Source organism: Paenibacillus sp. YN15, assembly GCF_003285005.1.
Classification (GTDB): domain Bacteria; phylum Bacillota; class Bacilli; order Paenibacillales; family NBRC-103111; genus Paenibacillus_AR.
In genome coordinates this window covers 32,841-46,874 of the sequence record NZ_QMFA01000004.1, presented here as the reverse complement: position 1 = coordinate 46,874, position 14,034 = coordinate 32,841, and the positions used below count along the sequence as shown (strand labels likewise).

Annotated in this window: 11 protein-coding genes; 8 read left to right on the top strand and 3 right to left on the bottom strand. The window is 55.6% G+C overall.

Going from position 1 to position 14,034, the window contains the following annotated elements; translation table 11 throughout:
* Nucleotides 1–171: 171 nt before the first annotated feature.
* The gene (locus tag DQG13_RS04840) at nucleotides 172–3,369 is read right to left on the bottom strand and encodes a transglycosylase domain-containing protein (protein WP_113018620.1); all 3,198 of its coding nucleotides are present in this window, start codon (nucleotides 3,367–3,369) and stop codon (nucleotides 172–174) included.
* A 513-nt stretch (nucleotides 3,370–3,882) separates the two neighbouring features.
* Here DQG13_RS04840 and tyrS point away from each other — a divergent pair.
* Together tyrS and DQG13_RS04830 are read left to right on the top strand one after the other, a co-directional pair.
* Nucleotides 3,883–5,142: a tyrosine--tRNA ligase gene (gene tyrS, locus DQG13_RS04835; RefSeq protein ID WP_113018619.1), complete on the top strand. Its 1,260-nt coding sequence runs from the start codon at nucleotides 3,883–3,885 to the stop codon at nucleotides 5,140–5,142.
* Nucleotides 5,143–5,571: 429 nt separating this feature from the next.
* Complete coding sequence (locus DQG13_RS04830; RefSeq protein WP_113018618.1) at nucleotides 5,572–6,183, top strand: 3'-5' exonuclease; 612 nt, start codon at nucleotides 5,572–5,574, stop codon at nucleotides 6,181–6,183.
* 103 nt (nucleotides 6,184–6,286) lie between these two features.
* On the opposite strand, the gene rpsD is transcribed toward DQG13_RS04830, so the two are convergent.
* Nucleotides 6,287–6,889 carry a 30S ribosomal protein S4 gene (gene rpsD / locus DQG13_RS04825; RefSeq protein ID WP_113018617.1) on the bottom strand — a complete coding sequence of 201 codons (603 nt, stop codon included), beginning with the start codon at nucleotides 6,887–6,889 and terminating at the stop codon, nucleotides 6,287–6,289.
* Nucleotides 6,890–7,251: 362 nt separating this feature from the next.
* Here rpsD and DQG13_RS04820 point away from each other — a divergent pair, with 362 nt between their 5' ends.
* The 6 genes from DQG13_RS04820 (at nucleotide 7,252) to DQG13_RS04795 (ending at nucleotide 12,736) form a co-directional block, all read left to right on the top strand.
* Nucleotides 7,252–9,213: a sensor domain-containing diguanylate cyclase gene (locus tag DQG13_RS04820; RefSeq protein WP_113018616.1), complete on the top strand. Its 1,962-nt coding sequence runs from the start codon at nucleotides 7,252–7,254 to the stop codon at nucleotides 9,211–9,213.
* Nucleotides 9,214–9,352: 139 nt separating this feature from the next.
* Nucleotides 9,353–10,003 (top strand): hypothetical protein, encoded by a 651-nt coding sequence (locus DQG13_RS04815; protein ID WP_113018615.1) that lies wholly within the window; start codon nucleotides 9,353–9,355, stop codon nucleotides 10,001–10,003.
* A gap of 63 nt (nucleotides 10,004–10,066) precedes the next feature.
* Nucleotides 10,067–10,750 carry a TVP38/TMEM64 family protein gene (locus DQG13_RS04810; protein WP_258525465.1) on the top strand — a complete coding sequence of 228 codons (684 nt, stop codon included), beginning with the start codon at nucleotides 10,067–10,069 and terminating at the stop codon, nucleotides 10,748–10,750.
* 54 nt (nucleotides 10,751–10,804) lie between these two features.
* Nucleotides 10,805–11,920, top strand: a complete 1,116-nt coding sequence (locus DQG13_RS04805) for an aminopeptidase (RefSeq protein ID WP_113018614.1) — start codon at nucleotides 10,805–10,807, stop codon at nucleotides 11,918–11,920.
* 99 nt (nucleotides 11,921–12,019) lie between these two features.
* On the top strand, nucleotides 12,020–12,268 hold the full coding sequence (locus DQG13_RS04800; RefSeq protein WP_113018613.1) for an HPr family phosphocarrier protein: 249 nt from the start codon (nucleotides 12,020–12,022) through the stop codon (nucleotides 12,266–12,268).
* 180 nt (nucleotides 12,269–12,448) lie between these two features.
* Nucleotides 12,449–12,736, top strand: a complete 288-nt coding sequence (locus tag DQG13_RS04795; protein ID WP_113018612.1) for an Fpa/YlaN family protein — start codon at nucleotides 12,449–12,451, stop codon at nucleotides 12,734–12,736.
* Nucleotides 12,737–12,784: 48 nt separating this feature from the next.
* On the opposite strand, the gene cax is transcribed toward DQG13_RS04795, so the two are convergent.
* On the bottom strand, nucleotides 12,785–13,849 hold the full coding sequence (cax, locus tag DQG13_RS04790; RefSeq protein WP_258525476.1) for a calcium/proton exchanger: 1,065 nt from the start codon (nucleotides 13,847–13,849) through the stop codon (nucleotides 12,785–12,787).
* Nucleotides 13,850–14,034 lie beyond the last annotated feature (185 nt).

Sequence of the window (14,034 nt, the reverse complement as noted above, 5' to 3'; positions counted from 1 at the left end):
CAGCCCCCCGTTTTGGAGCCAATAGAGGCTCTCACCGCCGTTAGGAATCGGGGGGATGGTAAATCGAACGAAGAACGTGTTCAAAGCAGCACAAACAACCACCTATCCCCGTTAGGGGAAGGTGGTTGTTTGTTTTCCTCCAATGCAGCGGATTACATGCCGCGGCGGCGGTTATTGCGATTGGGTGTAGTGCACGGCGCCGGTGAGCGGCGATTCCCCCAGCTCGTTGACGGCGGAAAGCTTGTAATATCCGTCATTGGTGGCGGCGAAGTAGATGAACTCCGTGCCTTCGGAGGTGCCGATTAATTTGTAGGCGCCATTCTCCGTATCGCTATAGTACACCTTGTACTCGCTCACAGCCTCTGCCCTGGGGTTGGCCGACCAGGTGAGCTGCAGGGAGACGCCCTTGCTTTTGGCCTTCAGGCCCTTGGGCTCGGAGGGCTCCTTTTGGGGCGCCGCCGGGGCAGGCGTAGGTTTGCCTGGCGTGAGGCTGCCGCCCGGGGAGGCTCCTTTGTTCGGCGTACCGTTGCCCGGGGAAACGCTGCCCGAGGGGAGCAGGCCGCCGTTGCCGGTCTGGTTGGCCTGGCTATGGTTCCGGCCGTCGGCAAACACCGGCTGGGAGGGTACGCTTTCCCGTCCCGCCACATCTACTGCGCTGACATAGTAGCCGTAGGCTTCGCCGCCGGGGGCCGGATCGGTAAACACCGGTTCGGCCGGGTTGGTCATCAATACCTGGGGCGTGCCGGCCCGCACGAAGGAATGACCGTCCGTCGTCCGGTAAAGCCGGTAGCCCACAATGTCCGGGGCCGCAACCGGCGCAAAGGAAATCCGGTTCACATCCCCGCTCCGCGTTACCGCAATTCCTCCCGGCTGCCCCGGAATGGTTCCGTCGTCCGTCCGCGGATCGGTTTCGGAAGGAGCATCGTCGCCGGCGTCCGCAGGGACAAACAGGTCCAGCGGCTTCCGGTTGTCCTCCGGCAGCTTCTCCATGGCGTCCTTAATCTCGCTGAGCAGCTTGCTTACCGATTTTTCCCTGCGGATGACCACCTGCTCGCTCAGGAAGTCGTCCGGCGTGCCGGGCTGGGGAATATAGTTCACCCCATTGTAGGTGATATATTTCATCTTCACCATTACGTCGTCTTCCTGGGTGGGCACATATTTCTTGTTGAACAGATCGGTGACGGATTTGCCCGCGGCTGCGGTAAGCTCATTGGGGAGCTTGCCGGAAACGCTGGAGACCGTCATTTCCACAATATCGGCCGGTTTGGTAAAGGCCTTGGTGGGGAACAGCTCGGGACGCTTCTCCACCGCTTCGTTCATGACCTGGGCCCAGATGTTCAAGGCCCGTTTGGTGCCGGTTCCCTTCACCAGCTTGTTGACCGGCTGGTCGTAGCCTGCCCATACCCCCAGGGTAATGTCGGGGGTAAAGCCCATAAACCAGGCGTCGGCGTCATCCTGGGTGGAGCCTGTTTTGCCGGAGACGGCCATGTTCTTGTAATACTTAAAGTTGTTCTTGATTTCCGGGGCGGTGCCGCTGGTAATAACGGTCCGCAGCATATCGGTCATCAGGTAGGCGGTCTGCTCGGAATAAACCCGGGACGGCTTCCGCTCATGCTGGTACACCACCTTGCCGGTGCTGTCCACGATCTTGTCGATCAGGTAGGCGTCGTAGAAGACCCCCTGATTGGGGATGGTGGTATACGCATTGGTCATTTCCTCCACATTGACGCCCTTGTACAGGCCGCCGATAACCCCTGTTTGGGCCACGGCGTCCTCCTTGGTGATGGAGGTAATGCCCATCTTGGCAGCGTAGTCCCATGCCTCCTTGATGCCCACCTGATACAGGAACAGCTTCAGCGCAGGGATGTTGTAGGATTGGTTCAACGCCTCCCGCGCAGTAACCAGGCCCTGGAACTTGTTGTTCCAGTTCATCGGAATGTGGACGCCCTTCTGGCCGTCGGGCAGGATAATCGGCGCATCGTCAATGACAGTGGCCGGCTGGATGGCGCCCTTTTCCAATGCGGGGATATACGCCGCAATGGGCTTCATGGTGGAGCCGGGCTGACGGTAGGCCTGGGTCGCATGGTTCAGCTGCTCCGTATAAAAGTCGCGGCCCTCCATCATGCCGAGAATGGCGCCGCTTTTGTTGTCGATCATAACAGCGCCGATCTGCTCGATTCCATCCTTTTCCTTCTGGACATTCTTCAGGTTGGCCGTAAAATTCTTCGGATTCTGCGCAATGGTCTGCATGGAATCATAGATGGTTTTGTCGATGGTGGTATAAATATGATAGCCGCCCCGCAAAAGCTGGTTCAGGGCATCCTTCTGGGCTTCGTTGAAAGCCGCTTTTTTGCTGTCCGTATCCAGCTTCAGATCGGGGTACTGGGCCTTGACCATAGCTTCAGAGGCCTTGCGCTCCACCTCCATCATCAGGTACGGATAGGTGGTATAGGCCTTTTGGGAGGATTTGGCCAGCGAGCCCTTCAGGTCAAAGGCAAGGGCCCCATCGTATTGCTGCTGGGTGATTTTGTTCTCCTCCAGCATGCGGCGCAGCACCAGCTGCTGGCGCTTCACCGCCCGGTTGAAGGCGGCGGAATCGAACTCGCCCTTGCCGGAGAAGGCGGAATAATCGCTGGGCAATTGGGGCAGTCCGGCCAGATAAGCGCTTTGGGCAATGTTCAGCCCATTCAGGTCGTCCATGTCGAACAACCCCTTGGCGGCGGCTTTGATTCCATACACCGTATAGCCGTTGGAGCCGTTGCCGTAAGGAATTTTGTTCAGATAGGCCAGCAGGATTTCATCCTTGGTGAGAAAACGCTCCATCCGGACAGCCAGGAAAATCTCCTTGAACTTCCGGGTAATATCCCGGTCCAGGGTAAGGAATACCCGTCTGGCCACCTGCTGGGTAATGGTGCTTCCGCCGGTCTGGACATCTTCGTTCAGCAGCTTCTGCTTGACGGCCCGGACCAGGCCGTTCACGTCCACGCCGATGTGCTCGTTGAAGGAGTTGTCCTCAATGGCAAGCGTTGCGTCAATAAGCATCTGGGGAATGTCCGCCATGGTGGCCATGCGCCGGTCCTCTTCGGTCCGCAGCTGGCCGATGGGAGTCTGGTCGTTGAAGTAGACAAACCCGGTGAGCATGTTCTGCTCGATCTGCTCCCGTATAAACGCTTCGCTGCGGATGGGCTCGTCCTTCAGCACGGAGGCCAGGTAGCCGAAGGCGGCTCCGCCGGCGGCAAAGCAGGCGATGATGATGCTGATAATCATCCATTTTACTGTCATAAACAAGACCAATCCGGTTCTGCGGACCGCCCGTTTCCGGAAGAACGCGCCAATGCGCTTCCAGACGGATGTGTTGGTTTGGGTCATTCCATTTCCTCCTGTACGTCCGACCCTTAAAGATGACCTTAAGGCGATATGTATAAAATGCGGGTTTCTCCGGACTGTATCCATTATACCGGGCCTGATTGACTTTTCCAAGCCGAGTATGGTATAAAAGGTGAAATGCTGGCGCAAACCTGCGCCTTTATATGGCAAAAAGCGTCGAAGGACACGGTGTGATGAACGCCCAGTAGGCTGCGCACATGTAAATTCAGAGAGCCGGCGGTTGGTGGGAGCCGGTACATGGCGGCAGAATCCGAATTACATTGTCCGGAGCTTGGAGCAGCCTTTATTCTGATGGCCCAGCTGTAAGATGGGCGCCGTCACCGGCTTCTCTCACGGGTTCTCCCGTTATCTGTTTAGAGCGAAAGCATCGGCTGCGATGCTTTAATCAGGGTGGTACCGCGGGTTTAACCTTCTCGTCCCTTATGTTGGGGGATGGGGAGGTTTTTTTGTTTGCGTCTGTTTTGTGTTTTGCACATATGAAGAGGGGGAGCTATTATGGCGGAATGGAACGAATTGTCAACAGAGCAGCAGCAGGAGGTTGAGCGGCAATGGGCGATTCTCCGGAGCGGAGCCAGCGAGGTGGTGCCGGAGGATGCGCTCAAGCAGAAAATTGCCGATTCCATAGCGGAAGGCAGGCCGTTGAACGTAAAGCTGGGTATGGACCCGTCTGCGCCGGATATTCATTTGGGCCATACGGTGGTGCTGCACAAGCTCCGCCAGTTTCAGGAATGCGGCCACCGGGTACAGCTGATTATCGGCGATTTTACCGGCCGGATCGGCGATCCCACGGGGAAGTCGGAGACCCGCAAGCAATTGTCCGAGGAGGATGTGCGCCGCAATGCGGAAACCTACCGCAAGCAGATTTACAAGATTCTCGACCCGGTTTTGACGGAGGTCCACTTCAACTCCAAGTGGCTTGCTCCGCTGACCTTTGCCGATGTGGTGGGGCTGGCGGCCAAAACCACGGTGGCCCGGATGCTGGAGCGGGATGATTTCCAGAAGCGCTACACCGGCGGCCAGGCCATTCATATCCACGAGTTCTTTTACCCGCTGATGCAGGGGTATGACTCGGTGGCGCTGCATACGGATGTGGAGCTGGGCGGAACGGACCAGACCTTCAATCTGCTGATGGGCAGAACCCTGCAGAAGGAGTACGGAATGCCGGCTCAGGTGGCCATGACCATGCCGCTGCTGGAGGGGCTGGACGGCGTCAACAAAATGAGCAAAAGCCTGGGCAACTATATCGGCATTGATGAGGAGCCCCGGGAAATCTTTGGCAAGGCCATGTCCATTCCCGATGAGCTGATGCTGAAATTCTACGGGCTGGCGACGGATATTTCTCCGGCGGAGCTGGAGGCTCTGTCCGCCGGACTCCGGGAGGGGTGGATTCATCCCAGGGATGCCAAAATGAATTTGGCCCATACGCTGGTCCGTTTGTATCACGGGGAACAGGCGGCGGCGGAGGCGAAGCGGTATTTTGTCACCGTCTTCCAGGAGCGGGCCCTGCCGGCGGATATTCCGGACGCGGTTCTCCGCCGCAGCGAGCTGGGGGAGAACGGCGCCATCCGGGTTGTCCGGCTGCTGGTGGCTCTGGGGCTTGCGCCCTCCAACGGGGAAGCCCGGCGCAGCATTCAGGGAGGAGCCGTCAAGCTGAACGAGGTAAAGGTGGAGGACCTCCTGGCGGAGGTGGTTCCCGCAGACGGGGACGTGATTCAGGTGGGCAAACGCAGTATGGTGCGAATTCGACTGTTATGAGAACTCAACATGGCAGCCGTATTCGGACAATCAACCTCAAGAACCGCCGCCCCTTGGGGCGGGCAGAAAAAAGCTGTTGGACGGGGAAAGCAGCGTTTCCCTGGCTGACAGAGAATCCGTTATTTGCCCATCATGTGGAGTTTCTTCATTCTGGCGGACACAGGAGCCGTTATTTGGCAGGAAAGAGCTGATTGGGACGGGATGGCGAGGTAATAACGTCCCGTGTGTCCGCGAAAGTGTGAAAAACGCAAAAATACCGCAAATAACGGATCGTCAGTCCGGATAGCGCTGCGCTTGTCTCAGGCGACAGTGCTGGAGGAGCCGTTATGTGATGGTTTTAGCACCCAAAGAAGGATTTTCCAACAGCAACGGCGAATAGATGATTATGGTTCTCATTATTACAATACATTCTAGGATACGGGGAATGAGATGAAGGATTCATTTATTACTGTTTTTGATTTTGAAACGTCGGGTTTGGATGCGGAGAAGGACCGGGTGATCGAAATCGCGGCCATCCGGTGCAAAGGCGGCAAGGTGGTCAGCGAATTTTCCACTTTGGTCCGCTTCGGCGGGAGGATCCCGCCGAAAATTACGGAGATTACCGGGCTGAAGGATGGGGATCTGGCGGATGGCATGGATGAGGATACGGCTTTCCGGATTCTGAACCGCTTGTTGAAGGACAGCATTCTGGTGGCGCACAATGCGGCCTTTGATCTGGCCTTTCTGCATCATGCCCTGATGCGGCTGGCGAAGCGCAGCTTCGACAATCCCTTCGTGGATACGCTGACCATCAGCAGGGAGCTGCTGTATTACCCGTACACGCTCCAGGAAACCTGCAACCAGTACGCGATCACGCTGGATGGCGCCCACCGGGCCATGAATGACGTGTATGCCTGCTGGGAGCTGTTCCAACGCTTCACCCAGGAGGTGGATGTGGCAACCTACCTGAATAAGCTGTCCTATCTGAAAAAGTACGGCCCGCCCAAATGGACTCCGCCGCATGCCGTTTTATATCCCACGGAGAACCGGTACAGGTCATAGAGGGGGATGGGTGTATAGGCGGGAAAACAAGCAGGCCCATGCATTTGCGCATGGGCCTGCTTGTTGTGCCATCATAATCATGCGCCGCGGCGCATGAAAAGGATTAACGGCTGTAGAACTCGACGATTTGCTTTTCGTCGATGTCTTGGGACAGCTCGGCGCGTTCCGGATAACGGACGAAACGGCCTTCCATAGCGGATTCATTGAATTCCACATAGTTGGGAATGGACACACGGCCGGAGAGAGCTTCCTTGATCACGGTCAGGTTGCGGCTTCTTTCACGCAGCCCGATTACGTCGCCCGGTTGTGCCAGGTAGGAAGGGATGTTTACTTTCTTGCCGTTTACGGTCACATGTCCGTGGGCGACCAATTGGCGGGCGCCGGCGCGGCTGTTGGACAGGCCCATGCGGTAAACCAGGTTGTCCAGACGGCTCTCCAGCAGGAACATGAAGTTTTCGCCGTGAATACCCTTGATCTTGGCGGACTTGTCAAACAGGTTGCGGAATTGCTTTTCGTTCAAGCCGTACATTTGACGCAGCTTTTGCTTTTCTTGCAATTGAACGCCATAGCCGCTCAATTTCTTCTTTTGGCCGGGGCCGTGTACTCCGGGGGGAAACGGGCGTTTTGCCAGTTCTTTGCCGGTGCCGGACAGGGAAATGCCCAGACGGCGGCTCAATTTAAACTTAGGACCTGTGTAACGTGCCATGTATCAACATACTCCTTTAAGGTTCAATTTGTTGGAGTGATCCATGGTGAACGTAAAGTGCCTGACTTTGTTTAAAGGCTTGTCTCTAAGGCAGCCCGCCTGACAGGAAAGTTCAGCCGCTGTCCCATCAGCAACAAAATCAGTAAGGGTGACACTTGTCATTCCACCGGCGGAAATATCCGCGTGAACTCAACAAACTATATTATAAGAAATGGGGATGAAAAGTCAAGCGGAAGAAACAGCATTTTTATTAAAAGCTTAGGTGCAACTTGGTTAAAAAAATAGTATCATAGAACTAACTGATACAATTCGAAAGAGCGCTTTGGTCCCGTGGAGTGCTGATAGAAGAAGAGGGATTCAAAATGGAAAGCCAGAGCATAGGCCGAGAGCCGGCATCCGAAGAGAGGTTGCGGGAGGAAGATGGGGCTGCAGCCGCCCCGTGCAGGCTGCAGCTGAACCCCGAATACTGCGAGGCTTCGGCTGCATCGTTTGGCAACGATATACAATGGATTGCTCTGGCCAAAGCCGCATTTGACGATTGGGCCAAGCAGGCGGAGCCGGTATTAAGCGCGGAGGCCAAAGGCTGGTTTATCCGGGACGCTTCGGGCAATTGGCTTGAATTCAGAGAAGCGGCTCCGTTGAGCTGCCCGGGAGCGGAGCTGCGGGAGGGCTTGCTTCGTCATGGCATAGACCCGAACGGGGAATGCAGCGGAGTCTTCCGGGTATCCGGAGAGCAAATTGCCCAGATGGCGCTGCATGACTCCCGCGGCAACCCGGCCCTTGCCCTGGGGCTGGTGATGCGGGAGGGGTATCCCGCAAGTGCGGACAGTATAACCAAGCTTGGCCTGGGCTTCCCCGGCTGGCTGTATGTCCATATTGAGAAGACGGCGGGCCGTTCCTTGCGGAACGAGCGGATTGCGGAGGAGCGGGAGACCCGCAAAAAGGATATTCTGTTTCAGATGGCCCTGGATCTCTACTCCAAGATCGATACCGACGAGGTGCTGGGCGGAATGATCCGCCGCATCAACGAATTGTACCCCGACGCGGGGATCGACCTTTTGATGACACAGGAACAGCCCCGTTCCGGGCTTCCGGTAAAGGTGCTGAATTTTGCCGGAATGGACGAGCATGTCTGCACAAGAGCTTTTATGGAAGGCAAAATCGTCATTGACGAATGCAGGCGTCCCGGCGAATTTCAGATGGCGGTGCCCATCAGCGGGAAGCAGGGGATTTACGGAGTGATGCATCTGCACTCCCATAAGGGTAATTTCGGGCCGGCGGACATCCGGATCATGCAGGTGCTCTCCAGCGCCGCCGGATCGGCTTTTGAGAACGCCAAGCTGTACGAGCAGTCCAATCTCCTGGTCAATGAGCTGCGGCTGATCAACGAGCTGACCAAACAATTGAATCAAAGCCTCAAGATGAAGGATATCTTCAATTTTGCATCCGCGGAGCTGATGCAGACTTTTAAGGCGGATTACTGCTGCATTCTCCAGCTTAATCAGGGGACGGGCAAATTTGTGGTTCATGCGGCCAATGTTCCGGCCATTCTGCAAGAAACCTTCGATGAAAATTCAGGATTTGCGGGGGCGGTCTGCAAGTCCAAGGAGCCGGTGATCGTCTCCGATTATTGGGCTCAGCCCAATGCCCCAACCTCCCGATTGATGCAGCTTACCGGCGCCCGCTCGCTGATTGTGGCCCCGCTGCTTGTCCACGATGAAGCCAAAGGCGCCATTCTGGTGGCCCATCAGCAGCCGGGATTTTTTTCGTACGACAATTACAAGCTGCTTCAGGTTCTGGCCGGCCATATCGGATTGGCTCTGACCAACGCCTCCCTGCATGCGGAGGTGCGGCGGATGGTAATTACCGACAACCTGACGGGATTGTACGCCCGCAGCTTTCTGGACGAGCAGGTGGGCAACCATCAGAAGAAGGATGTCTGCGGCTCCCTGATTGTGGTGGATATCGACTATTTCAAGCAGGTGAACGACACTTACGGGCATCAGGTGGGGGATGAAATTCTGATTCAGGTGAGCAAGATCATCCGCTCCTGCATCCGGGATACGGACATTGCCGCCCGCTGGGGCGGAGAGGAGCTGGCCATTTATCTGCCGCAGGTGATGGCGGAGCAGGCCCTCAGGATTGCCGAACGCATCCGCTTCCGCGTGGAGAAGGATACCCGCCCTTCCGTAACGGTGTCCTGCGGCGTGTCCGAATGGCATTGGAAGGATGATAAGATCAGTGTGGAAAGCCTGTTCTATCGTTCGGATATGGCGTTGTACAAGGCCAAGCACGTAGGACGCAACAGAATTATGAACGGATAAACACAAAACGGATGCAAAACCGCCGCGGGGCGGTTTTTTTGCTTTTGGGGAAGCCAAGCTCCCCCGCAGGATGAAATCTCTTCCTGATTGGCAAGCTAAGGGCTGAGCGTTCATTTTCCGTGAAGGAGGAGGTTGCTTCATGCGCGGCTTGAAACAAGGAATAACGTCAGGAATGATTGGTTTGTGCTTGTGTCTTGCGGTCGGCTGCAGCGGGGCAGCCGGCCTGCAAATGACCACAGATGCGGACAGGGGAGAGCGGCTTTTGGTCAGGGCGCTTTCGGAGCTGGGGAAGGAGCGGGTGACGGCCCGGGCGGCAGAGGCGGAAATCGTTGCCGACGGCATAGTCCTGTCTGCGGTCCCTCCGCAGGTGCTGGCCTCCACATGGGGGCAGTGGTCTGCAGACTACCGGGAGGCCATCAAGCTGGTGCAGCTTATGGACCGCTCCGTTGCCATCCAGAAGCCTGCCGATAGTTTGCCCGCCACCACCCTGGTGGTGTCCCTGGAGCAGGAAGCGTGGAGCCGCACCATGAAGGAAGGGCTGGAGGAGCGGCTGGCCTCGCTGCGGCGGGTTACGGAGGAGCTGGAGAACCCGCAGATCCTTGCCGCAGCGCAGAAAAGCCTGGGCACACTGGAGGAAGCGATCGGCTCCCTGTCTGCGGAAGGCAGCTGCACCATCCGGCTGAACCAGGCCACCGGGAGGCCGGAGCGCCTGATTATGGAGAGCCGGATGATCTATGAGGAGTCGGGGGAGGCCCGCGGTGAGACAGTTCGAACAATCTACGATTTTTAGGACGTTTACATCATCTGCAAACATGGTACAATAAGGGAGGGAATTGGACAGGGGGTTAATTTTTTGGCAAAAAGCTGGCAAAAGGCGGGGAAGATTCTCCTCCCGGTCTGTTTAATTGCGGCAGCGGTGGCTTTCATTCTGCTTACCGATACCGGCAAGCGTCTTACCCGTATGAATGTGCAAGAGCTTTCGGATTATTTGCGTTCCTTCGGAGCCTTTTCCGTCATTCTGGGAATGGCCATTGTCTATGTTCAGGTTATGGTGCCCTTTGTCCCGTTTGTCCTGGTTGCCGGGGCGAATGTTCTTGTATTCGGGCTGGGCTGGGGAATTGCCATCAATTATGTGATGGCTGTTTTGGGCGCCGTTACCGCCTTTGCCTTCGCCCGTTCGGCAGGCAGGGCCAAGGCCGAAAAAACCCTTTCCCGTTACAATGCCGTCCGCGTGTTCAACAAACGGATGGAGGAGAACGGCTTTTTCTATGTCCTGCTGGGCCGGCTGATTCCGGTGATCCCCTCGACTGCCGTCAGCCTCGGCGCAGGGGTGGTCAAGATCAAGGCGCGGGATTATATTCTGGCTACCGTCTTCGGCAAGCTGCCGATTGTCCTGCTGGAATCCTTCATCGGCCATGATCTGCTGCACTTCCGCGAATACAAAGGCAGGCTGCTGCTGTTATGCGCCGTCTTTGTCATGCTGTTGGCTCTCGGTACGGTGTTCAAGAACAAGCTGACCGGCAAACCGATTAAATAACCTGCCGCTTTTTGAATGGGCATGAAGCCGCTTCGTCATGTGAAAGGAGACACTATGCGAGATCCCAGACTTCAAATTTTAGCGCAAAATCTGGTTCAATATTCCCTGGACGTACAGCCGGGGGACAAGGTGCTTATCGATATGCTAGGCTCCGAAAGAGAAATTGTCCGCTGTCTGGTGGAAGAGGTCTACAAAAGGGGCGGAATGCCGTTTGTGGAGCTGCGGGATGCCACTGTCATGGCCAGTGTTCTCAAAAGCTGCACAGAGGAGCAAATCCTCACCTGGGCCAAGCTGGACCTTGCCCGGATGAAGGAAATGCAATGTTATATCGGCATCCGCGGCGGCGACAACCAAAGCGAGCTGTCCGATGTGCCGGAGGACAAAATGAAGCTGTTCAACCGGCTGTACAGCCATCCGATTCATATGGAGCAGCGGGTGGAGCATACCCGTTGGACCATTATCCGCTATCCCAATGCGGCCATGGCGCAGCTGGCGGGAACCAGCACCGAGGCCTTCGAGGACTTTTACTTCGATGTGTGCAATCTGGATTACGCCCGTATGGCCCGGGCTATGGACCCGCTGCAGGAGCTCATGAACAAAACCGACCGGGTGCGCATCACCGGACCGGGAACGGATATTTCATTCTCCATTAAGGATATCGGCTCGGTCAAATGCTGCGGCCGGCGCAATATCCCCGACGGAGAACTGTATACCGCTCCTGTCCGCAACACGGTGAACGGCGTGATCAGCTACAATACCCCATCCGTCAATGGGGGCGTGACCTACGAAAACATCCGTTTTGTCTTCAAGGACGGCAAGATTGTGGAGGCCACCGCCAATCATACGGACCGGATCAATGCAGTTCTGGATGCGGATGAAGGCGCGCGGTATATCGGGGAATTCAGCTTCGGCTTCAATCCCTTTATCAAACACCCGATGAAGGATACGCTCTTCGACGAGAAGATTGACGGCAGCATTCACTTCACTCCCGGCCAAGCCTACAAGGCGGCCAACAACGGCAATGTGTCCAGCGTGCACTGGGATTTGGTGCTGATCCAGCGCCCGGAGTACGGCGGCGGGGAAATCTGGTTCGATGACGTGCTGATCCGCAAGGACGGCAGGTTTGTGCTTTCCCAGCTGGAAGTGCTGAATCCGGAGAATCTGAAATAACGCCGATAGAAAAGTTCAGCTTGCTTGTAACCCTTTTCACATGTATTATTAAGGTAAGTTTTTCTAAATACAATGCTGTTTAATATGGAGGGATTCACAATGCCAAATGCTAATAACGCCGCGATTGTAGAAATTTCCCAAAACGCCAACAAATTCCGGTCTTCCATCGTTCTTCAATACGATAATAAGTATATCGACGTGAAGAGTATCCTCGGATTGTTTACGACGCTTTTGGCAAGCGGTACATATAATCTGCATGTTCACGGTCCGGATGCGGATGACGCCAAAAAAGCGATGGTTGAGGTATTTGCCAAGCACAATATGACCGTAAACGTGGTTAACGACTAATTTCCGCGACAGTCTCTTTTGGGGCTGCAAGCGAAACCTGCCTGAAACGGCAGGTTTTTTCTGTTATCTTCGGGTCCGGACAACGCTTTTCACAGAAAAGGCCGGCTTACTTGTTTATTCTTTCATTATCGAATAATATAGAGCATAAGAGATGTTTTTTCAGGCAGGGGGAGTTCTAGAATGCAGCAGCCGGAAATCATGCGGGATCTCAAGCAGAAGTCTCTCAACCTTTTGCAGGAAGATGCGGAACGGATTGAGAAGCTGATTGAAATACAGATGGAGAATCTGACCACCCGGAAGTGTCCGCTTTATGAGGAGGTTCTGGACACCCAGATGTACGGGCTTTCCCGTCAGGTGGACTTTGCCATACGTGCGGGACTGGTGGCAGAAGAGGATGGCAAGGAGATCATGAGCAGGCTTGAGCGGAATCTGGCCATTCTGTTTGAAGCGCAAAGCCCGAAGGAGTAACCGGTTGGTTGCTTCCTCGGGCTTTTCTGTACACAATGTGAGGATCATTTACATCAGGAGGAAAAAGGCGAAGCCCAGAATCACATATACCGTCAGCAGCAGAACACCCTCATACCAGTTGGTGGAGCCGTCCCGGGAGATGGAGGAGGCAATAAAGACGGCTACTCCAATGGCCGCCAGCTCATGGACGGTGAACACGATATCCATGGTTTGGCCCATCAGCGCGCTGGTGATGACCAGAACCGGGGCGACGAACAGAGCGATTTGCAGGCTGCTGCCCACGGCGATTTCCACGGCGGCGCCGATTTTGTTCTTCAGAGCCAGCATAATGGCGGCGGAATGCTCGGCCGCATTGCCCACAATGGCGATGACGAAGGCGCCCACAAACAATTCGGACAGCCCGAATCTATGGGAGAACTCCTCCAGCGTCCCGACCATCCATTCGCTGACCAGCGCTACCATGACAGTGGCCAGAACCAGGAACAGAATGGAGAGCTTCTTGCTCCACGGGGCTTCCCCATGCTCCACGGCTTCGTCGGCCAGCTCATTCTTGTGGGTAACCATGGAGAACAGCAGCCACAGAAAATACGCGGCCACAAGCAGAATGGATACGGTCAGACTGAGGGTGGTCAGGTGCTCATGATTCATCCGGGAGGCAAACATGGCCGGGATAAACAGGGCAATGACGGACAGCAGCATCAGAGACGAGCTGTGGGACGCCATCCGGATGTTGTAGGTCTGATTCTTGAACTTGAGGCCGCCCATAAGCACGCTTAAGCCCAATACCAGCAGCAGATTGCCGATAATGGAGCCGGTAATGCTGGCTTTGACCGTATCGAACAGCGCGGGTTTGCCGTTCACCGCATCCTTGATCAGGATGATGGCGATAATCAGCTCGGCGGCATTGCCGAAGGTGGCGTTCAGAAACCCGCCCACGCGGTTGCCGGCATAGTGGGCGACGCTTTCGGTAGCCCTCCCCAGGAAGCCGGCCACAAAAATAATAGCGATGCCTGCCAGCGCAAATTGCAGGATGGACGACAGCCCCAGATAATGGGCGCTGCCGCTGGCAATAAAGGTCAAACCCAAGGCAAAATAAAACCAATTCTTTTTCAACGACATGCACCATGCGCCACCTTTTCCATTTGAATACATGCACCCTCTGCCCGCATTTTGCTGCGGGAGTATGAATCCTAATCGATTATAACCAAGTCTGGCTTTTTCTGACAAGCTGAATTTGTGCGGGAAAGAGGGGGAAAGCCGCTGATCTCGTTGACGATGGGCGGTTCCAATCATTATAA